Origin of the sequence: Rothia sp. ZJ1223 (genome assembly GCF_016900985.1) — a bacterium.
GTDB lineage: Bacteria > Actinomycetota > Actinomycetes > Actinomycetales > Micrococcaceae > Rothia.
Window position 1 is genome coordinate 171,035 of record NZ_JAFEUT010000001.1, and the last position, 19,160, is coordinate 190,194.

At 53.1% G+C, this 19,160-nt stretch carries 19 protein-coding genes and 1 tRNA gene; 9 read left to right on the forward strand and 11 right to left on the reverse strand.

The features are described from left to right. The first annotated feature begins 92 nt into the window (after positions 1–92). Positions 93–950, forward strand: coding sequence for a PAC2 family protein (locus tag JTP09_RS00780; RefSeq protein WP_204875953.1), 858 nt, complete (start codon positions 93–95; stop codon positions 948–950). 56 nt (positions 951–1,006) lie between these two features. On the opposite strand, the gene mshC is transcribed toward JTP09_RS00780, so the two are convergent. From mshC to JTP09_RS00795, 3 genes are all read right to left on the reverse strand, one after another. Then, positions 1,007–2,296 (reverse strand): cysteine--1-D-myo-inosityl 2-amino-2-deoxy-alpha-D-glucopyranoside ligase, encoded by a 1,290-nt coding sequence (mshC, locus tag JTP09_RS00785; RefSeq protein ID WP_204875955.1) that lies wholly within the window; start codon positions 2,294–2,296, stop codon positions 1,007–1,009. A gap of 91 nt (positions 2,297–2,387) precedes the next feature. After that, the gene (locus JTP09_RS00790) at positions 2,388–3,218 is read right to left on the reverse strand and encodes an undecaprenyl-diphosphate phosphatase (RefSeq protein ID WP_204875957.1); all 831 of its coding nucleotides are present in this window, start codon (positions 3,216–3,218) and stop codon (positions 2,388–2,390) included. 87 nt (positions 3,219–3,305) lie between these two features. After that, on the reverse strand, positions 3,306–3,614 hold the full coding sequence (locus JTP09_RS00795) for a hypothetical protein (RefSeq protein WP_204875959.1): 309 nt from the start codon (positions 3,612–3,614) through the stop codon (positions 3,306–3,308). Between the two features lie 53 nt (positions 3,615–3,667). Between JTP09_RS00795 and JTP09_RS00800 the strand changes: the two genes are divergently transcribed. Continuing rightward, the gene (locus JTP09_RS00800; RefSeq protein WP_204875960.1) at positions 3,668–3,910 is read left to right on the forward strand and encodes a DUF5703 family protein; all 243 of its coding nucleotides are present in this window, start codon (positions 3,668–3,670) and stop codon (positions 3,908–3,910) included. 109 nt (positions 3,911–4,019) lie between these two features. Here the strand turns inward: JTP09_RS00800 and JTP09_RS00805 are convergent, their stop codons facing one another. Further along, a complete protein-coding gene (locus tag JTP09_RS00805; protein ID WP_204875962.1) occupies positions 4,020–4,985 on the reverse strand; it encodes an L-lactate dehydrogenase in 966 nt (321 codons plus the stop codon). Positions 4,986–5,419: 434 nt separating this feature from the next. After that, a tRNA-Leu gene (locus JTP09_RS00810) sits at positions 5,420–5,505 on the reverse strand. A gap of 304 nt (positions 5,506–5,809) precedes the next feature. Between JTP09_RS00810 and pepN the strand changes: the two genes are divergently transcribed. Together pepN and JTP09_RS00820 are read left to right on the forward strand one after the other, a co-directional pair. Next, positions 5,810–8,464 (forward strand): aminopeptidase N, encoded by a 2,655-nt coding sequence (gene pepN, locus JTP09_RS00815; protein ID WP_204875968.1) that lies wholly within the window; start codon positions 5,810–5,812, stop codon positions 8,462–8,464. Positions 8,465–8,605: 141 nt separating this feature from the next. Beyond that, a complete protein-coding gene (locus JTP09_RS00820; RefSeq protein ID WP_204875970.1) occupies positions 8,606–9,769 on the forward strand; it encodes a hypothetical protein in 1,164 nt (387 codons plus the stop codon). A gap of 96 nt (positions 9,770–9,865) precedes the next feature. On the opposite strand, the gene JTP09_RS00825 is transcribed toward JTP09_RS00820, so the two are convergent. The 4 genes from JTP09_RS00825 to JTP09_RS00840 all read right to left on the reverse strand — a co-directional run bounded on the left by JTP09_RS00825 (position 9,866) and on the right by JTP09_RS00840 (position 13,424). Then, positions 9,866–11,074 carry an LCP family protein gene (locus JTP09_RS00825; protein WP_204875972.1) on the reverse strand — a complete coding sequence of 403 codons (1,209 nt, stop codon included), beginning with the start codon at positions 11,072–11,074 and terminating at the stop codon, positions 9,866–9,868. A gap of 150 nt (positions 11,075–11,224) precedes the next feature. Next, positions 11,225–11,482, reverse strand: a complete 258-nt coding sequence (locus JTP09_RS00830; RefSeq protein WP_204875981.1) for a type B 50S ribosomal protein L31 — start codon at positions 11,480–11,482, stop codon at positions 11,225–11,227. Positions 11,483–11,686: 204 nt separating this feature from the next. Next, entirely contained in the window at positions 11,687–12,556 is an 870-nt protein-coding gene (locus JTP09_RS00835) for an RNA methyltransferase (protein ID WP_204875984.1), read from the reverse strand. 82 nt (positions 12,557–12,638) lie between these two features. Further along, the gene (locus tag JTP09_RS00840; RefSeq protein WP_204875986.1) at positions 12,639–13,424 is read right to left on the reverse strand and encodes an ABC transporter ATP-binding protein; all 786 of its coding nucleotides are present in this window, start codon (positions 13,422–13,424) and stop codon (positions 12,639–12,641) included. 88 nt (positions 13,425–13,512) lie between these two features. Between JTP09_RS00840 and serB the strand changes: the two genes are divergently transcribed. Then, positions 13,513–14,442 carry a phosphoserine phosphatase SerB gene (serB, locus tag JTP09_RS00845; RefSeq protein ID WP_204875988.1) on the forward strand — a complete coding sequence of 310 codons (930 nt, stop codon included), beginning with the start codon at positions 13,513–13,515 and terminating at the stop codon, positions 14,440–14,442. Between the two features lie 202 nt (positions 14,443–14,644). On the opposite strand, the gene JTP09_RS00850 is transcribed toward serB, so the two are convergent. Then, the gene (locus tag JTP09_RS00850) at positions 14,645–15,385 is read right to left on the reverse strand and encodes an SDR family oxidoreductase (protein WP_204875990.1); all 741 of its coding nucleotides are present in this window, start codon (positions 15,383–15,385) and stop codon (positions 14,645–14,647) included. A 49-nt stretch (positions 15,386–15,434) separates the two neighbouring features. Then, entirely contained in the window at positions 15,435–16,145 is a 711-nt protein-coding gene (locus JTP09_RS00855) for a beta-ketoacyl-ACP reductase (protein ID WP_204875992.1), read from the reverse strand. Positions 16,146–16,471: 326 nt separating this feature from the next. On the opposite strand from JTP09_RS00855, the gene JTP09_RS00860 reads away from it, so the two are divergent. The 4 genes from JTP09_RS00860 (at position 16,472) to JTP09_RS00875 (ending at position 19,035) form a co-directional block, all read left to right on the forward strand. Next, on the forward strand, positions 16,472–16,951 hold the full coding sequence (locus JTP09_RS00860) for a DUF3099 domain-containing protein (RefSeq protein ID WP_204875993.1): 480 nt from the start codon (positions 16,472–16,474) through the stop codon (positions 16,949–16,951). 2 nt (positions 16,952–16,953) lie between these two features. Further along, on the forward strand, positions 16,954–17,196 hold the full coding sequence (locus tag JTP09_RS00865) for a hypothetical protein (protein ID WP_204875994.1): 243 nt from the start codon (positions 16,954–16,956) through the stop codon (positions 17,194–17,196). 22 nt (positions 17,197–17,218) lie between these two features. Next, complete coding sequence (locus JTP09_RS00870; protein ID WP_204875995.1) at positions 17,219–18,184, forward strand: SURF1 family protein; 966 nt, start codon at positions 17,219–17,221, stop codon at positions 18,182–18,184. 122 nt (positions 18,185–18,306) lie between these two features. Then, positions 18,307–19,035, forward strand: coding sequence for a metal-dependent hydrolase (locus JTP09_RS00875; RefSeq protein ID WP_204875996.1), 729 nt, complete (start codon positions 18,307–18,309; stop codon positions 19,033–19,035). The last annotated feature ends 125 nt before the right edge of the window (positions 19,036–19,160 follow it).

The window sequence follows — 19,160 nt, forward strand, 5'->3', positions numbered from 1 at the left end:
CACCACCCGGTGAACGCACTCCCTAACACGAGCAGTAGAATCAATACCAGAGTAAAACGACCTATACACAGAACGGACGCAACACTTCATATATGGAATCGCTCACCACTCTCAACAACCTCCCCCGATCATCTCAGAACCACACCACCGTTCTCCTTGCCGCCTTTGAAGGGTGGAACGACGCCGGTGACGCAGCCAGCGAAGCCCTCCAGTACCTCACCCGCGTCTGGGACTTCACAGAACAAACCGGCTTCAACGACGACGAATACTTCATCTATACCCAACAACGTCCGCTAATGATGTCCCAACCCGATGCTCCTGCAGAAATCCACTGGCCAGAGCTCTCAGTCTCCGAAACAACCCTGCCCGACCAAAACATCCGCCTCATCGTACTCACCGGCCCAGAACCCGCACAACGCTGGAAAACATTTATTGACGAGTTCTACGCGCTCGCTCAGCGCTTGGACGTCGATACCGTGCTCTTTCTCGGCGCTCTCATGGCAGAAACACCCCACACCCGCCCCTTCCCCGTTGAAGTAACCAGCGAGTCACCCCTGCTACGCCAGTTGCCGCTCGTCGAACGCACCACTTACACAGGCCCAACAGGCATCACGGGAGTAACCGCCCTTGCCGCACCTGACAATCTGCCGGCAGCCAGTCTTTGGGTATCAGTTCCCCACTACGTCGGTCACCCACCGCACCCCAAAGCAACCCTCGCGCTGCTACGCAGCCTAGAAACACTGTTGGGTATAGCGATTCCTCTGCGTCCCTTCGAAGATGAGATGGACGCGTGGGAGCGAGGTGCCGCTGAACTGCTAGAAGAAGAAAGCGAACTCGCCGACTACGTCCGCCAACTCGAATCAATCTACGACGCCGAGAACCCCACCACACCCTCAGGCGAAGACATCGCGGCGGCGTTTGAGCAGTTCCTCAAACGCCGCGAACAGTAAATAAAACGGCGGGTACCTTCTCACTGTCAGAGGTGCCCGCCGTTTTAATGATGTTTTTAGAGTTTTACGCCAAGACGAGCGTCCAGGATATCGCGCAGTAGAGCACCGCCGCCGATACCCTCCTTCGCCACCGCGTTCCGTGCCCAAGCCTCAAGAACATCGAGCGCTGCAGGGGCATTGAGGTCATCCGCGAGATACTCACGGACGCTTGCCAATGCCTCATGTGCCGCTGAATCATCACCGGTAAGCTGGCTGGCAGTGGTAAAAAGTTCAAAGCGTTCCTGAGCACGGGTGAGAACATCGTCAGTCCAGAACCAATCAGAACGATAGTGATTGCTCATAATTGCCAGGCGAATAGCTCCGGGATTCACTCCAGCCGCGCGTAGTTTAGACACCAGCACCAAATTGCCCAAAGACTTGCTCATTTTCTCGCCCTCCAGCCCTACCATACCGGTGTGGGCGAAATGGCGTGCCATGGGTTTACGGTCTACTGCATAAGCATGACCGGCACCCATCTCATGGTGCGGGAAAATCAAATCAGAACCGCCGCCCTGAACAGTGAAAGGAGCCGGAAGGAACTTCTGAGAAATCATGGTGCACTCAATATGCCAGCCAGGGCGTCCTGCACCCAAAGCGCCACCATCCCAGGAAGGCTCACCTTCGCGTGCCACGCGCCACAGCAACGGATCAAGAGCATCTCGCTTGCCCGCGCGTTGCGGGTCACCACCGCGCTCGGCGAAAATAGGCATCATTTCTTCTCTGCTCATACCCGAAACATCGCCGAGTGACCACGCGTCCTCAAAATCGGCAGTAGCTCGCTCGGCAGCAGCGTTATCAAAGTAAACATCGCCATCGGGGTGAACAAGACCGTGCTCGTCAGTGAAACCGGGAACGCGGTAGGCAATTCCCTGCTCTACCCAGCGTTCAACGACCGGAACAATCCACTCAATCGACTCAACCGCACCGACGTAGTGATCAGGTGCCAGAACGTTGAGCGCCACCATATCAGTATGAAAAAGTTCCGTCTGCTCCTGCGCCAGATCTCGCCAATCAACACCGGTTGCTGTTGCACGTTCTAACAAAGGATCATCAACATCGGTCACGTTCTGCACGTAGGCAACAGAGGCACCGGCATCACGCCAGGCACGATTGAGCAAATCAAAAGCCACATATGTTGAAGCGTGACCCATATGAGTTGCATCGTAGGGAGTAATACCACAAACATAAAGACTAGCTGCGTCCTCCTTCGGCAACTGCACTACAGCCTGCTGCGTAGTATCGAAAATACTGGGCCAAGGTGCAGTACCCGGTAGAACAGGAACGGACGGCGACTGCCAAGACTTCAAGGGGAAAACCTTTCACATACAACTTTTAATCTGCATAAAACAATACCCGCCCACGCCAAGCGTGAGCGGGTATTACACTGTGAGCGTTTGGTTACGCCACCAGAACACCGAGCCCCAGCAGAACGTAAATCACAGCACCCAGCGCAATGCGGTACCAAACAAACAGACCGTAGCTCTTAGATGAAACGTACTTCAAGAACCAACCAATCATCAGGTAACCCACGACGAAAGCCACAATAGTTGCCACAACTGTTGAGCCCAGACCGTAGTAACCGTTAAAACCTTCTGAGAAGCTATCGACCAGCTTGTACAGACCAGACGCGAAAACAGCAGGAATCGCCAGCAAGAAAGAATAGCGGGCAGCAGCTTCGCGGGTGTAACCCATGAGCAAGCCGGCAGTAATAGTGCCACCAGAACGAGAAACACCGGGAATCAGAGCCAACGCCTGAGCGAAACCAAAGATAATGCCGTGCTTAACGGTCAAGTCATTCAGCTCACGCTGCTCTTTACCAATGCGATCAGCAATACCCAAGAAAATAGCAAACACAATCAGCATGGTGGCTACAATCCACAGGCTTCGGAAGGTGCTATCGATGTAGTCCTCCAAGAGCAGACCCAAAATACCAATGGGCAGCGAACCAACAATGATGAACCAGCCCATGCGGGCGTCCGGGTCTTTCTTATCGACCTTGCCCACCAAAGAACCGAACCAATTTTTCAGAATACGCACAATATCGCGCCAGAAAAAGATCAGCACGGCGGTTTCAGTGCCCAACTGGGTAATTGCGGTGAAAGCAGCACCGGGATCCTCAGAATCCGGCAAAAACTGCCCTACAAGACGCAAATGACCGGATGACGAGACCGGCAAAAACTCCGTCAGCCCCTGAACGAGGCCCAATATAATCGCTTGAATCCATTCCACCTGTAAAACTGTACCGGTTAAAAAACAAACACAGCAGTACTTTTGTACTGCTGTGTTAGTTCTAACAAAGTTCAGAAAATGTGTTTCTTAGTGGTTATCGCCCTCACCGGGGAGTTCGTCATCACTGAAATCTTCATCATCGAATTCGTCATCGAACTCATCGATGTCTTCAAAGTCCTCGTCGTCTTCATCATCTTCAATGAAGACTTCCAAAGGAGTGACCTCTTCAAAAGCCTCAAAAAGGGCGTCTTCGTAACGCTCGAAAGCGTTAGCAATAGACACGTAGGCATTGTCGATGGCGGTGTCATGTTCGCCGCGACGGTTGACAATAGCGGTAAGGTGTTCTTCGAGTGCTCCGGTCAAAACGGAAAGCGCTGCGCGAGGATCGTTGCTCATATATAAGACGTTATCGCTTAAAGCCGTGTTCTGGAACTACATTGGAGAGAAATTTGCGAGAACAATCCATAGCTAGCCCGGCTTTACGGGGCAAAACCGATCACGACCGTTACGAATATCTCATCATCACGGTAGAACCCGGTGAGTCCCTTAAAGAGGCGCGAGCAAGAATCGGCGAGCACGCCGAGTACGGCAAATGGGAACTATCACGCAGCATTATTCTGTACGGCGGGCGTCGCCGTTACTGGTTGCGTCGCCGCATTATGCGCGTACAACGCACCACACAGTTTCTGTAGAACCCGCGCACACTGCTCTTTGTTTTCCTCAACTAAAAGGTGACCCCAGATTGTCTGGGGTCACCTTTTTATTGAATCGATTGGCATGCTTGAGGAACGCGCGAACTTTTTAGTCTCCGTAACCGACTGATTCCAGAGTTTTCTGGATTTCACCTGCAGATTTGCGCAGTTTCTCGATTTCTTCTTCGTTCATGGGAACATCCAGGACGCGCACTACACCGGCACGATTGACGATGGAGGGAAGTGATACAGCAGCCTCGCCCTCGATGCCGTATTTGCCCCGAATCTGAGTTGAAAGGTTGAGCACGGCGTCCTCGCCACCCAAAACCGCTTCAACGATGCGAATTGCCGAGATGCCGATTGCGTAGTTGGTAGAGCCCTTACCCTCGATAACCTTGTAGGCTGCACGCATAGCGTCGTTGGCAATTTCTTTCTTGACGTCCTCGGTGAAGAGCTTGTTGCCGTCCTCGCCGGTCCACTCGTCCAGGGGAACCATACCGATATTGGCAGCAGACCACACGGGAAATTCCGAGTCGCCGTGCTCGCCGACGACGTTAGCGTGAACGCTCTTGATAGAAACTTTTGCTTTGTTAGCAATAAGCCAGCGCAGACGTGACGAATCAAGCACGGTACCGGATGCGAAGCAACGCTCGGTCGGCAGACCGGTAATCTTCTGAGCCACAACGGCAAGCACATCACAGGGGTTGGTGACAATCATCAGAATTGCGCTGGGAGCAACTTCGATCACCTTGGGTAGCATTGCCTCAAAGATACGGACGTTAGCATCAACAAGATCAAGCCGTGACTGACCGGACTGTTGGCGAGCACCTGCGGTCACCACTACCATGTCGCAGTTACGCAAAATTTCAATGTCGCCGCCACCGGAAACCTTTGCTTCGGAGGCGAACATTGTACCGTGGGCAATGTCAAGCCCTTCAGCCTCGGCGCGCTCACCTGCAATATCGTAGATGACGATTTCATCTGCAGCGCCACGCAGAGTTGCAGCGTATGCTGTTGCAGAACCTACACCGCCTGCACCAATAACGCCGAGCTTGGTTGCCTTATGAGTAGCCATGGGTTTCATGCCTTTCAGAGGTTTACCTGTTCTGGTAGTTCTATTATGACACAAAAATATGTGTTTATGTTGGGTTCAACTGACTTTAACTACAATTTAAACCAGGAAAGCAACATTTTAACCCCAAAAACCCTCATAAACACACATAATCACAGGGCAACTTCTTGATGCATCTCATACGCACATTTGCACCGACCGGGCGCAACGAGGCACAAATATGCCCCGTCAAAGGTTTCCCGGGATTGGGAGAACGCCGACTGGACGATGATAGACATGGGACACTAGCCTTGCCGCAGCATTCCCATCGAGATCCTGATTAATCGTCGAGTTCCTGTTTTAAAACAGGATTTCAGCAACAAATCAGGATCTCGGCGGAAGGAAGATTTAAAAACAAGGAACCCCGGTCACTGATTCAGTAACCGGGGTTTGATTTGTGCGCGAGGGGGGACTTGAACCCCCACCCTCTAATACGAGGACTAGCACCTCAAGCTAGCGCGTCTGCCTATTCCGCCACCCGCGCAAGGTGACCAACAAAAGCTGAACTCTTGTAAGCAACAGGTAACAATCTACACGCTCCCCCCGCCACAGCGCAAACCAAAGACAGCTTTTCAACTATAAGTTGCATCACTTTACCAATCTGGCAGACAAAACCGGTTTGTCAATGTTAAAAATTTTATGCGAAAGAGTATTCCTGCCCCATTACTAAAAATTTCTAATAGCCACACCCGAAGATAATCAGTTTAGCTGATAAGTTATCATGTCAAAAGTCCTGAATATCTGACAATTATTAGACCGCCATCGACGACAGATATACGATAGGTGATGTGAATAACGAAAACTTAACGAGAGAAGAAGCAGCCCAGCGTGCAGAATTGCTCACCGTAGATACCTACGATGTCCACGTCGATCTCACCCACGCTGCAGATACATCCTTTGCCTCCTACCCCACCGCAACCACCGTAAAGTTCACGGTGGGTCAGGCACAAGAAACCTTCATTGACTACATCCACCAGTCTATCGACTCCGTAAAACTCAACGGGGAGCATCTCAACCTCAGTCACGCAGTTGAGGGGTCTCGTATCATCTTCACTCCCCTACCCGGAGAGAACGTCCTGACCATACACGGCAGGTCCTTTTTCTCCCGCTCTGGAGAGGGTTTGCACCGCTACATTGACCCCAAAGACGGCAAGGTATACCTCTACACCCAGTACGAGCCTGCCGACTGCCGCAGGGTATTCCCCAATTTTGAGCAGCCAGATCTGAAAGCTATCTTCAACTTTCGCGTGACGGCTCCCAGCCACTGGGTGGTCAGCTCAAATGCGCAGCTAGAACGCACCCTTGAGGACCCGTCAGACAGCTCGGTCTCCAAGCGCATTTTTGCTCCTACCAAGCGTATTTCCACCTATATCACTACCCTGCTTGCCGGGGAATATCATGTAGAGCGCAGCATCTACACCCCCACGTCCAGCGTCAATTCCGGCAAAATTCCATTGGTAGCCTACTGCCGTCAGTCGCTTGCCGAGCATTTTGATGCACAGAACATTTTCGCAGTAACCCAGCAGGGGCTTGATTTCTTCCAGGATTTGTTCGACTACCCCTACCCCTTTGAAAAGTATGAGCAGGCTTTTGTACCCGAGTACAACCTCGGTGCTATGGAAAACCCCGGTCTCGTGACCTTCACCGAGGGTTATATTTATGTTTCGGGAGCCACCAAGGCAGATCTTGAGGCGCGAGCCAACGTTATTTGTCATGAAATGTCGCATATGTGGTTTGGTGATCTCGTGACCATGAAGTGGTGGGACGATCTGTGGCTTAAAGAATCGTTTGCTGATTTTATGGGTACGCTCGGCTCCATTGAAGCCAACGGTTTCGAGGACGCGTGGGTTACTTTCGCGAATCGCCGCAAGGCGTGGGCTTATTATCAGGATCAATTGCCGACGACCCACCCTATTGTGGCGGATATACCGCATTTGGAAGCTGCAAAGCAGAATTTTGACGGTATTACCTATGCCAAGGGCGCTTCGGCTCTTAAGCAACTCGTGGCATTTGTCGGTTTTGAATCTTTCATCGCGGCGGCGCGTACCTACTTCAAGCGCCACGAATATCAGAACACTACCCTTGATGATTTCTTAGCAGTGCTCGATGAAGCGTGTAACCGTGATGTTTTCACTTGGGCACATGCCTGGTTGCGAACCAGCGGTTTATCTACCCTGCGTACCGAGCGCGTCCGCACACCAAATGGGGGCGTTGAGCTCTATGTTCATCAGGAACTTCCAGCCGGCGTGCCTGCACAGTTGGGACGACCACATCAGCTCAAGTGCGCCACTTTCACGTTGAGAGGTGACGCTCTAACACCCTCCGGCACCATAGCGTTGGAGATTCCTGCGGGCGAAAGTGTACGTGTCAAGCTCGAACTGAGCGATGCTGATCAGCAACTCGTTAGTGATGCGGATGTACTGCTACTCAACGCTGAAGACCTTTCATACGCCAAAGTTATTTTGGACGAGGACGATGGCAGGTCACTGGTGATGCAACGCATTTCGACTCTTGAGGACGCGCTCACCCGCGGGCTCATGTGGGGTAGCTTGTGGAACCAGGTGCGTGATGCTCTATTACCAGCGGCTGATTTTGTTCAGATGGTCGCCTCTCATGTGGCTCACGAAGCCTCTGCGACCCTCTTGGCGTCTATAACGAGTCAGTCTCAAAGTGCCATCAAGTCTTATGCCCCCGCTAATGAACGGGCTGCTCTCTGGAGCACTCTGTACGACGCTTTTGCGCAGGCACTGCAGCTAGCAGCACCGGGAAGCGATAGTCAGCTGATTCTCTTGCGCGCCACCCTCAGTTGCGCGGCTCACACCGATCGGGGTATTGAGTTCGCCCAAGACGTTGCCCGTGGAGCCTTAGAGAACCTTGAAGGCACGGCTATCACTGGCTTGGAGGGAATCAACTACACCCAGTCATTAGGATGGTCAGCACTGATTGCTCTTGCTAGCCATGACCGCGTTGAGGGTTCAGTTCTTGAACAGGGTCGCGCTTTTAACCCTTCTGCCACAGCGGAGAGGGGTTTCGCGTTTGCGACTGCGGCGCGTCCGCTAGCATCGGTTAAGAAAGCTGCATTTGAGGCAGTGATGACTAACGCTGAGCTTTCCAACGAAATTCTCACCGCCACCGCCAACGGTTATCAGGCTGGACCACATGAGTTGCGTGAGGATGATGCGCAGCAATACTTTGACCTGCTAACTCGTGTGTGGAGTGAGCGTTCGATTGTGATGGCTACTCGCGTTATTGATGGTCTCTACCCCGATGCGACATTTCAAGACGAACCTGCTATTAACGATCACCCGGCAGTAGCCTTAGGCGAGCAGTGGCTTGCAGATCATGAAGCCGCTCCGAGCGCATTACGCCGAAAAATCATCGAACATGTTGACGATGCGCGCCGCAGCCTAACAGCACAAGCAGCAAGGAGCACTCAGAGATAAACAGTAGGCTTATCAAGATGCTGCCAAAGTGATTCAAGCAATCTTACAAATGCCGGTTTAAGGAGTCATAAATACCCCTCAAACCGGCATTTCGTGAGAAGCTATACAAGTAGTTTTGCAACCATTTCAAGGAGTTGGACGTTGGCCGAATTTGCACTGGGCGATCGTGGATCAGTAAATATCATCACTCATGATTTTTATGACGCTGAGATTCTGCAGGTCTTTGAAGAACTCCAAATGGATCGTGAACGTATCTGGAGCGGTCAGGCTCGTCTGGTCCCAGAGCCGGATAACCCCCGCTCCTCACGTTCGATTGCTGTCTACATTGACGACCTTAAAGTTGGCAGGCTCTCCCCCGAGGACGCTGCCGAGTATTGGAACCCCATTGCGCGTGTGGTTGCCAGCGGGTATGACGCGATGTCTTACCTTCAGCTAACCGCTGTTTTGCGTAAGAATGGGGGCGAACCCTTCATTGAGAGCCAAGGTATTCTCTCACTCAGCGCTCCGGGTTCTCTATTCCCGCTTAACCAGGCACCAGCTCAGGCTACCCTGCTACCTCAGGGGGCGTCCATGAAGGTTCTTGACGAGAAAGACCATTCGTCATATCTGCACACGATTCTACCCTCCAACGGTGAAGGTCGAGTCATTTTGGCACTTGAAGCTAACCAAATTAAGCTTAACGACGGCACCGTCGTTGATTCTGTTGATGTTCTCCACGACCGCAAGGTCGTGGGTCGTCTCAGTACACAAATTTCTGAGCAGTTAGCCCCCGTTATCCGCTACGCATTTGAGAACAATAAACTCACCAGCGCATGGGGCACTATTCGCGGCAATTCCTTTGAAATCTCTCTGACAGTTCAAGCGGCACGCCCTTCTGAGCTTCCTCAGGAATGGTTTGATACTCTGCCCAATAATGTTCCGGAGCTTATTGCCGAGAGCGATCACTATGAGGTTCCTGCAGCCTACATTCCTTCCGAGGGTGAAACTCAGCAGGTTTCTGCGCCCAAGAAACGTCGTGCCTTTGGCGGTTCAGCTGCATCTCCCGCTCCGGTATCAGCCGCAGATAACCCTGTAGAAACTTCTACAGCTTCAGCACCTGCTTTTTCTTCTCGACTGGCTGCACTGCTGGGCGTTTTTGGCGGTTTGATTCTCGCTGGCGGCATCGTCCTCATCTTTACCCGCCCCCTTCTGCTGGGTATTCTGGGCACTGTGTTGGGGGCTTCTCTTGTGCTCATGGGTCTGCACTTCGGTCGCTACTCAACTACCGACACTGATGCTGCTGAAAGCACTGTGACCGACTCATAGCCGGTTTGAGAGTTACCTGAGACTTAAAAAATAAAGAGTGCGCCCCACCGATAAAAGGTAGGGCGCACTCTTTAGTATTTTCTCGGCAATGAGAGTTTAGTCGGCGCCGTAGGTGGCTACGTAGTTCTCCATGGTGCCTGTGTTCAGGGCGTTGGAAAGAGCTGCGTTAGCGTTGAGGTCAACCACCACGATTGACTGCCCATCGTAAGACCAGCCGGTACCAGCATTCGGCAGAGTCATCATGCGCATACTGAAGTTGGGGTTGGTAAACATCGGGGATGCAATCTGGGTGATGGTCCCTGCATCCAAACCGTTATCGACGCGCATGTAAGGCGCAATGGATTCTATCGTTGATTTGAACTCAGTAGCGTTGCTCAAAATACCGCGAGACTTCAGAGAATTGAAGACTCCGCGCAGGAAAGCACGCTGGTTACGGACACGCTGGTAGTCACCGTCGAGGAACTGGTAACGCTGACGCACGTACACCAGGGCTTTGCCGCCGTCCATCTCGTTGGGACCAGCAGTGTAGGTGTAAGGGCCAGCGCTAAAGGGAATAGCGTTATTGACGGTGACGCCGCCGAGGGTATCTACCAGTTTCTTGAAACCAAAGAACTCGATTTCAGCAACGTGGTCAATGCGAACGTTGAGCAACTGCTCAATAGCACTTACCTGCAGGGCTACTCCACCGTAGTTGAGAGCAGCGTTAATCTTGGCTGCACCAAAACCGGGGATATTAACCCAGGTATCGCGCATAACTGAAATGACGTATGCACCCGATCCGTCCTCAGGAATGTGCAAAACCATAATGGTATCTGCACGAGCACCGGAAACACCTTCGCTGTTATTAGCACCGCGAGTGTCAGAACCCAGCAAAAGCACGTTAGTTGCAGCTGTATCAGCGGGTCGGCTCCAGTTACCATTTTCGATCGAGTCGGGAATACCGTTACCATTTCGATCAAGGTCAGAGGCAAGGGTCTTACCCTCGGAGTTCTCCAGAGTGTACTCAGTACCGGCAGGTGCCGCTACAAGGGAACCCTCAGGACCGTCGGCATCCTTAGGTGCCTTTTCCCCCGCTTCAACTGCCTTTTTGAAAGCCTCAAGGTCTTCTTCTGGCACGGTACCGTCTTCGTTCGGAAATGCCTGTTCTGTATCTTCAAATTTTTCGGTATTGGTGTCCCACGCGCGTCCCACGCTGTAGATATAACCGCCAATACCCATACCTGCCACCAGCAAAAGTGCAAGCAAAATCAGAAGGATTTTCTTACCTTTTTTCTTTTGAGGTGGGGTTTCTGCTTGCACTGACATGCACGCCCCCGTTCATAAATACTAAAAATCTTTCTTCTTAGACAGAAAGTAAAGATGGAATTTATTTAGATTCTACTGATTTATATATAAAAAGCACCCCGAAACTTACTGAAAAGTTCCGGGGTGTTTGAAATAACAGGGCTAGAAAGATTAAGCCTTGCTACCGAAGTTCTTGAAACGAGCGTTGAAACGCTCAACACGACCAGCGGCGTCCATGATGCGCTGCTTACCAGTGTAGAAGGGGTGTGAAGCTGATGAAATTTCAACTTCTACGAGGGGGTACTCGTTGCCGTCTTCCCACTTCTCAGTCTTTGATGAGGTCATGGTTGACCGGGTCAGGAACGCTTCGCCTGATGCCAAGTCGCGGAAAATGACGGGGTGGTAATCCGGGTGGATTTCAGCCTTCATATTGTTTACCTTCTTTACTTGCCTGGATTTTGCCAGACACGGTACATCTGTAATGGGATCCGATCTTCAAGGTAAAGATCTTATCGCTGCGTGAACAGCCAAGAACCCACTCTAGCATTAGACGGCTATCAAAAACTATTCTGAGCGGCAGTTATTTGCTGACAGTGATATAGCCTTAATCACCTCAGGTGCAGCACGATTGCCCTAGCGCGGACGTGTCTCCCAGAAAGCGACGGCACTGGCGGCTGCGACGTTGAGTGAGTCCACTCCGTGGCTCATGGGAATCATGACGGTATGCTGAGTCTTCGCCAGGGTCTGGGGTGAAAGCCCGTGCCCTTCGGTTCCCAGAATGAGCGCTAGTTTTTCGTCGTGGCGTTCTGCTAGTTCGGTGAGGCTCAAAGAATCCTCTTCAAGTGCTAGAGCGGCAGTAGTGAACCCCAGCTCGTGCAGCTGGTCGAGTGCGTCCGGCCAGCTCTCCAGGCGTGCCCACGGTACCTGAAAGACAGTGCCCATTGAGACCTTGATAGAACGGCGGTAGAGGGGGTCAGCGCAGCGCGGGGTTACAAGAACCGCATCCACATCAAGTGCCGCTGCGGATCGAAAGATAGCACCCACATTGGTGTGATCCACAATGTCTTCAAGAATTGCGATGCGGCGTGCATCTTTGAGTAACTCCCCCAGAGCCATTGGTTCGGGGCGTTGCATGGCGGCGAGCGCACCTCTGTGCAGGTGGTAGCCGGTGATGGTTTCGAGTTCTTCTTCGCTGCCGATGTAGGCGGGTGTGGTGGGGTATTGGGTGAGTAGGTCGTGCAGGTCGTCTGCCCATTTTTCGCTCATGAGGAAGGAGTGGGGTTGGTGTCCTGCAGCGAGTGCTCGGCGGATGACTTTGGAAGATTCTGCGATGTAGATGCCCCATTGGGTTTCTTGAGTGGAGCGTAGTTTGACGTCGGTGAGTGAGGTGTAGTGGCGGGTGTCAGTTTCTGGTGTCTGAGTGAGGGGGTGGGTGTTGGGTAGGGCGTGGATGCGTTGGGTGCGTTCTTGGAGTTGTGTGGGGGTGAGTTGTTTGGGTTTCATGGTTTCTCTTGCGGGGTGTATATGGGTTCAGGCGCGTTCTGTGGGTGAACGCGCCTGATGCGTGGGTGGTGGTGTGGGTTGGTTAGCGGGCGAAGGCGCTGTAGCGTCCTTTGTCGGTTTGGGTGAGGGTGAGATCCATGCCGTAGGTGGTAGCTAGGTTGGCTTCGGTGATGGTTTCTTCGATGGGGCCTGCTGCTACGATTTGTCCGTCTTTGAGGAGTAGTGCGTGGGTGAAACCGGCGGGGACTTCTTCGAGGTGGTGGGTGACGAGGATGGTTGCCGGTGCGTAGGTGTCTTGTGCTAGTTCGGTGAGGCGTGCGACGAGGTCTTCGCGTCCGGCGATGTCCATGCCTGCGCCTGGTTCATCGAGAAGGAGTAGTTCGGGGTCGGTCATGAGGGCGCGGGCGATGAGGGTGCGTTTGCGTTCGCCTTCTGAGAGGGTGCCGAAGGGGCGGTCGGTGAGGTCTGTCATGCCCCAGGCTGAGAGGAGTTCTCGGGCTTGGGTTTCATCCATTGAGTCGTATTCTTCGTTCCAGCGTCCTTGCACGCCGTAGGCTGCGGTGACGACGGTGTTGAGGACGGTTTCGTCGCCGGGAATTTGGGTGGCGAGCGCGGCGGATGAGATGCCGATGCGGGGGCGTAGTTCGAAGACGTCGACGGCGCCGAGGATTTCGTCGAGGATGTCTACTTCGCCTCGGGTGGGGTGGAGGCGGGCTGCTGCGATGGAGAGGAGGGTTGATTTGCCTGCGCCGTTGGGGCCGAGGATTACCCAGCGTTCGTCGTCGTTGACGTTCCAGGTGATGTTTTTGAGGAGGTTTTTGGTGCCTCGGGTGACGGTGACGTTTGAGAGTGTGAGTACTGAGGTCATGGTTTTTAGTGTAGTGGTTTTTGGGGGTGGGTGGTGAATTTTTTGGGTGTGTGGTGGTGTGTGGTGGGTGGCACGTATTATGGGGGGTATGACGAATGTAAAGATTGTTGCTTTAAGTGTTGATGGTGCTGTGCGTGTTGCGGGCGAGGGTGATTTGTTTGCGGGTCTGAGCTCTATTGAGGGTTTGGAGATCGAGGCGGGGATCATGATAGATGTTCCTGCGAGTGAGTGTGAGGGTGAGGCCGCGGGGCCTGCTTATGCGGTGTATGTGGCTGAGGGTAAGTTTAGGGGTTCTTTGGCTGATCTTCGCGCGGCTGTTAATGTGCGTGAGGATGTTTTGTTGGAGGGCTTTGAGGTGAGCGTGGTTGATCCTGAGCTGAGTAGTGATGAGAAGAAGTTGCTGGTGATGGATGTTGATTCGACGCTGATTTGTCAGGAGGTTATTGATGAGTTGGCGGGTCATGCTGGGCGTGCTGAGGCTGTTGCGTCGGTGACGGAGCAGGCGATGCGTGGTGAGATTGATTTTGAGCATTCGTTGCGGACGCGTGTGGGTGTTTTGGAGGGGTTGTCGGAGCATGTAGTGGATGAGGTTGCTGCGCGTATTGTGTTGACTCCTGGTGCGACTGCTTTGGTGGAGGCTTTCTTGGAGCGGGATTACCCGGTGGCTGTGGTCTCTGGTGGTTTTGTGCAGGTGCTTAAGCCGGTGGCTCAGCGTTTGAATCTTTCCTATGCGCGGGCGAATGTTCTTGAGATTGAGAACGGGGTGCTCACCGGTGGGCTCTTGGGCGATATCATTGATGGTCAGGCGAAGAAGGATGCTTTGCAGGAGTGGGCTAAGGAAGAGGGCGTCTCGAAGGATCAGGTTATTGCTGTGGGTGATGGCGCTAACGATATTTTGATGGTTGAGGCGGCTGCCTTGGGTATTGGGTTCAATTCTAAGAGCGCTTTGGCTGAGGTTGCGGATGCGCGTATTGAGATCCAGCGCTTGGACGCGGTGCGTCATTTTGTAGGCTTGTAGTAGAAATTCGTCCTATTCCCCCTGGGTGAAAAACTCTTTATTGGTTCCTCGCAGGTTAGCCCATACACACTCGATGAAGATATAAGCTCATGAGAGTAAACGTATATAAAAAGAGCTGGGGCTCACCTTTGTGTATCAAGGTGAGCCTCAGCTCTTGTTCTTTGAGTGCCGACAGGCGAGAGCCCATCACAAGTATGGGGTTTTAGTCAATGAAGCCCTTGGCACCGCCGACCAGTTCGATGTGACCGGTTTCGACCTCGGCGGTGACCATCTTTGCTACTTCGTGGGCGAATTCGTTGACGGTGTAGAGTTTGCCTGCTGCTTCGCGACGGGCATCGAGTGCGCCGGGGCGCAGGCGGTTAAGTAGGGTTGCGGTGACGGTGCCTTCGATCATGTCAGCTGAGACGACAACCAGTGAGATGCCTTTTTCGGTAAGGGCGGGGATTTCAGCGAGCAGTGCTTCTTCACCTGCCTTTTTGGATTCTGCCACGGGCTTGTACTCGGGCATGGTCTCCACCTTGTGGATGAAGTGTGCCTGGTGGCTGGTAACGAAGACGATGCGCCCGCCTTCGTTCATTTTTTCGGCCGCGGCGCGGGCGAAGTTCAGCTGCGCGTCGCGGTTCAGGCGCATGGCGTAGTCTTCGCCCATGTTGGTTTCCATGCCGCCGGAGGCGTTGAGGATCAGGTAGTCCAGTGAGCCGTAGGTATCGATAGCGGTGTCGATGAGGGTGGTTACGTCTTCAGTGTTGGTAACGTCCGCGCCGACGGCAATAGCTTTGCCACCTTTTTCTTCGATGGCTGCAACGACTTTGTTAGCGCGCGGTGCCTTGGAACGGTAGTTCACCACGATATTGGCGCCGGCTTCAGCCAGAATCTGGGCGGTGTCTGCGCCCACGCCGCGTGATGAGCCGGTGATGATGATGGTCTTATCAGTAAGTGACATAAAAATCCTTAGAAAGTATTACAGGGAAAGATGCGTTCAGGTGAGGGATTTAGTGACCCATGCCGAGGCCGCCGTCAACGGGAATAACAGCGCCTGAGATGTAGGTGGCTTCATCAGAGGATAGCCAACGAACGACTTGCGCGACTTCTTCGGGAGCTGCAAAGCGTTTGGCGGGAATTGAGTCGATGTACTGTTTCTTGAGATCGTCTGAGAGCACGTCGGTCATTTCAGTCTGAATAAAACCGGGTGCCACAACGTTGGCGGTGATGTCGCGTGAGCCCAGTTCGCGGGTGATAGAGCGAGCCATGCCCACCAGGGCTGCCTTGGACGATGAGTAGTTGACCTGACCTACGCCGCCATATAGACCCACCACTGATGAAATCAAGATGATGCGTCCGTGCTTGAGCTTGAGCATGCCCTTGGTGGCGCGCTTAACGACGCGGAAAGCACCGGTCAGATTGGTATCAAGCACCGAGGTGAAGTCTTCTTCGCTCATGCGCATTAACAGAGTGTCTTTGGTGATACCGGCGTTAGCTACCAGAACCTCAACGGGGCCGAATTCTGCCTCAACCTGCTTGAATGCCTCATCGATTGATGCCGCGTCGGTAACATCAGCTTTTACCGCAAAGAACTCTGCTGGGGGCTCACCCGAACGGTAGGTGATGGCAACGTTGTGGCCAGCCTTTTTAAACTCGGTGGCAATAGCGTAACCAATGCCGCGGTTGCCGCCGGTTACCAGAACAGTCTGAGCTGTAGTCATTGTGGTACACTCGTTTTCTCTCGCGCTGTGTGCGAGGGTGAGATCCGATATCTTTCGCTCAAGTTTACGCGCTTGGTGGGCTGTGTTTACTACACGGGGAGCCCCAAAACAGTAAGTTTTTAGAAATTTTTGCGGAAAAATTTCAAAAAAGCGGTTCCTAGTCGCCGCAAACGCCTGTCATCACCGCGAAGAGCCGCCTTGAACCCTGGCTACGCATCGCGCTGTTTTTTCGCTGGAGATTCGATGCAAGGTTACGGTCGCTATCAGTACAGGTAGTAGTCTAGATACCAGCGTAATTTTTTAGTTTTACAGCGGTAAAGGGGCTCATGGCTACTCAAAAAATTTGGACCGAGAAGGAACTTGCCGACCTCGGTTTCATTGCACAAGAGCCGCAGGTGTACTCAATTACTGAGGCGAACACCAAGCACTCCGTAGATGTTGATCGCAGAGCACGCCAGTACGCCTTTCGAATGTTTTTGCGTATTGTCTGTATTGTTCTTGCCTGCATTGTCGATGGCTGGCTGAGGTGGGGTTTCATTGCGCTGGCAGCCATTCTACCGTGGGGTGCAGTCATGCTAGCTAACGGTAATGACAGGGCGCGTGGTGGCGGGGAATTCATGCAGCACCTCTCCCCCGAGCAGCAACTAGCACTTGCCGCTAGCCCCTCACCGCGGGCGGACGCGTCCGCTCAGTCAAGTGCAGAAGCTGATAGGACGCGCGGTGAAAGTTCGCAGAGCAGCGGCGCAGACGATGCTGAGCCGGTGGTAATTGATGGTGAGATTGTTACCGCAACTGATGGGGACTGATCGTGAATATTTTTGATAGTTTGCGTTTAGGTGCTGCCGAGGTGCCTGTGGCTAAGTGCTCGCGTAAGGGGTGCCAGTTATCGGCTCAGTGGCAGGTGGTGTGGAATAATCCGAAGATTCACGAGCCGTCGCGTCGTAAGGTGTGGTTGGCGTGCCAGGAGCATCGCAGGTATCTTGAGGATTTTTTGGCGTCACGCGGGTTTCACCGTGCGACAGAGCCTTTTGAGAGCGAGTTGAGCTCCTGATGGTTTCTATTTCTAAGGTTTGATGACCGTGTATCGTTTTTTGCTCTCGGGTAAGTGGGTGGGGGCTTTTGCCCTGTGTGTTGCGTTCTCGATTCTGTGTTTGTTTTTAGCGAATTGGCAGATGGAGCGTAAAGAAGAGGTCGATTACCGTAATCAGCTGATTGCCGATAATTTCAATGCTTCTCCGGTGAATCTTAGTGAGCATGAGGGTGCTTTTGATACTTTTGATGAGCAGTTGAAGTGGCAGCCTATAACTCTGCGTGGTGAGTATGTCAGCGATGAGCAGGTGTTAGCACGCAACCGTCCGTATCACGGGGTGAACGGGTTTGAGGTGCTGGTTCCGTTTGTGACGGTGCAGGGTGAGGCTGTGTTGATTTCGCGCGGTTGGGTGCCTGCTGGTTTTGGTGATGCGTTGGCTCCTGAGCAGGAGGTTGACGCTCCCCCTGCCGGTGAGGTCACGATTGTGGCGAGGTACCACAACAGTGAGATGGATACCGGCAGGGGCGCACCCGAAGGGCAGATTGCTTCCATTTACCTGCCTGACCTTGCCAAGATGACAGGGGTGCCGGTGGGTGAAGCTGCCTACGGTCTATTGGTGAGTGAAGACCCTGCGGTGCCCAGTACCCCCATTGTCAAAGAAGCTCCGGAGCAAGATACCGGCCCCAATCTTTCTTACTCCATGCAGTGGTACGCTTTCGCTATTTTGATTTACGTGGTCTACGCCTGGTCTGCACGTCAAAAGGTGCGCAACGATGAGCTGGACGCTCAGTTGGCTGCTGAACTTGAGAAGTACTACGGGCAGTTCTACGACGAAGAAGGCAACTACGTCGGCGAAGAGGACGAGGATATCATCATCCGCAAAATGCAGATGGTTGATGATATGCCCTCACATCTGAAATCCATCATGCGCCCGGCTCCTGCCCGCAGTAAAAAACGTCGTACCGATGAAGATGAAGAGGACGCTTACCTCGATTCCCTGGGCATATAGAGATTGCGCTGTCTTTAGGTTGCGTACTACCACAGCACAGTTCGAATATATATTCGAACTGTGCTATTTTTATACCCTAGCTTATTCACCACCCGCACCGAAAGCCCTAAGGAGCCACCACCATGATGGGATATTCCCACTCTGTCACCGCCGCCGGGGCATGGCTTCTCTTACACGAGCTAGGAATTACACCCACCCAGGACGCGAGCACCTTGGTTGTCACGACCCTAGCGTGCGCCGGGGCGGGCATGTTCCCCGACGCCGACCACAAAAAAGGAACCATCGCCCACTCCATCCCGCCGCTCACCAACATTGCTGTAGCGCTGATTGCTACGATCAGCGGCGGTCACCGCAAAGGCACTCACTCCATTCTTGGCGTTCTCGTCTTTTGGGCTATCGCCTACTTCGCACAAGAGCTTTCTTATCAGGGCATCCCCTGGATATCACTGATTCTTACCGGGTTCGCCGGAGGTCTTGCTCTGCGGGTCTTTGGTGCCCCCGGTGGATGGATTGGTGCTATCGGGCTGGGGTATCTTGCCTGGACCACGCAAAGCCTGTGGCTGATCCCCTGGGCAATTTTTACCGGGTGCATTGTTCATATTCTTGGCGATATGCTAACCACCCGCGGGGTCAACATCCTCTGGCCATTAGTCATCAAGCCCCCGGTGCCCACCAAAATATGGCGCAAAAGCGGCTACTTCGCCCTACCTGTTTTAGGAGATGCCGGTTCAGCACGAGAAAACATGATCACCTCAGCTGTTACCCTCTACATCCTCTGGTACGCCGGTGCTTTCTTCAGCATTTTTAGCAGCTACCCCCTAGAGTTCTCCTCCGCTCTCTTAGGTACCTAACCCACCAACCACCCACAAAAGAAGAAGTTTTTCAAAAAGAGAAATCGCCGGTGTAGCAAGAGGAACTGCACCGGCGGTTCAATTCTTAAGCAGTCACCCTAGGTAACCGGCTTATTTTTCAGAAT

Bases quoted from the DNA above. Each gene is read 5' to 3' on its own strand.
- JTP09_RS00780 (WP_204875953.1), top strand. From the start codon at position 93: ATGGAATCGCTCACCACTCTCAACAACCTCCCCCGATCATCTCAGAAC.
- JTP09_RS00795 (WP_204875959.1), bottom strand. From the start codon at position 3,614: ATGAGCAACGATCCTCGCGCAGCGCTTTCCGTTTTGACCGGAGCACTC.
- JTP09_RS00805 (WP_204875962.1), bottom strand. From the start codon at position 4,985: ATGGCTACTCATAAGGCAACCAAGCTCGGCGTTATTGGTGCAGGCGGT.
- JTP09_RS00825 (WP_204875972.1), bottom strand. From the start codon at position 11,074: ATGTCAGTGCAAGCAGAAACCCCACCTCAAAAGAAAAAAGGTAAGAAA.
- JTP09_RS00830 (WP_204875981.1), bottom strand. From the start codon at position 11,482: ATGAAGGCTGAAATCCACCCGGATTACCACCCCGTCATTTTCCGCGAC.
- JTP09_RS00835 (WP_204875984.1), bottom strand. From the start codon at position 12,556: ATGAAACCCAAACAACTCACCCCCACACAACTCCAAGAACGCACCCAA.
- JTP09_RS00840 (WP_204875986.1), bottom strand. From the start codon at position 13,424: ATGACCTCAGTACTCACACTCTCAAACGTCACCGTCACCCGAGGCACC.
- serB (WP_204875988.1), top strand. From the start codon at position 13,513: ATGACGAATGTAAAGATTGTTGCTTTAAGTGTTGATGGTGCTGTGCGT.
- JTP09_RS00850 (WP_204875990.1), bottom strand. From the start codon at position 15,385: ATGTCACTTACTGATAAGACCATCATCATCACCGGCTCATCACGCGGC.
- JTP09_RS00855 (WP_204875992.1), bottom strand. From the start codon at position 16,145: ATGACTACAGCTCAGACTGTTCTGGTAACCGGCGGCAACCGCGGCATT.
- JTP09_RS00860 (WP_204875993.1), top strand. From the start codon at position 16,472: ATGGCTACTCAAAAAATTTGGACCGAGAAGGAACTTGCCGACCTCGGT.
- JTP09_RS00870 (WP_204875995.1), top strand. From the start codon at position 17,219: ATGACCGTGTATCGTTTTTTGCTCTCGGGTAAGTGGGTGGGGGCTTTT.
- JTP09_RS00875 (WP_204875996.1), top strand. From the start codon at position 18,307: ATGATGGGATATTCCCACTCTGTCACCGCCGCCGGGGCATGGCTTCTC.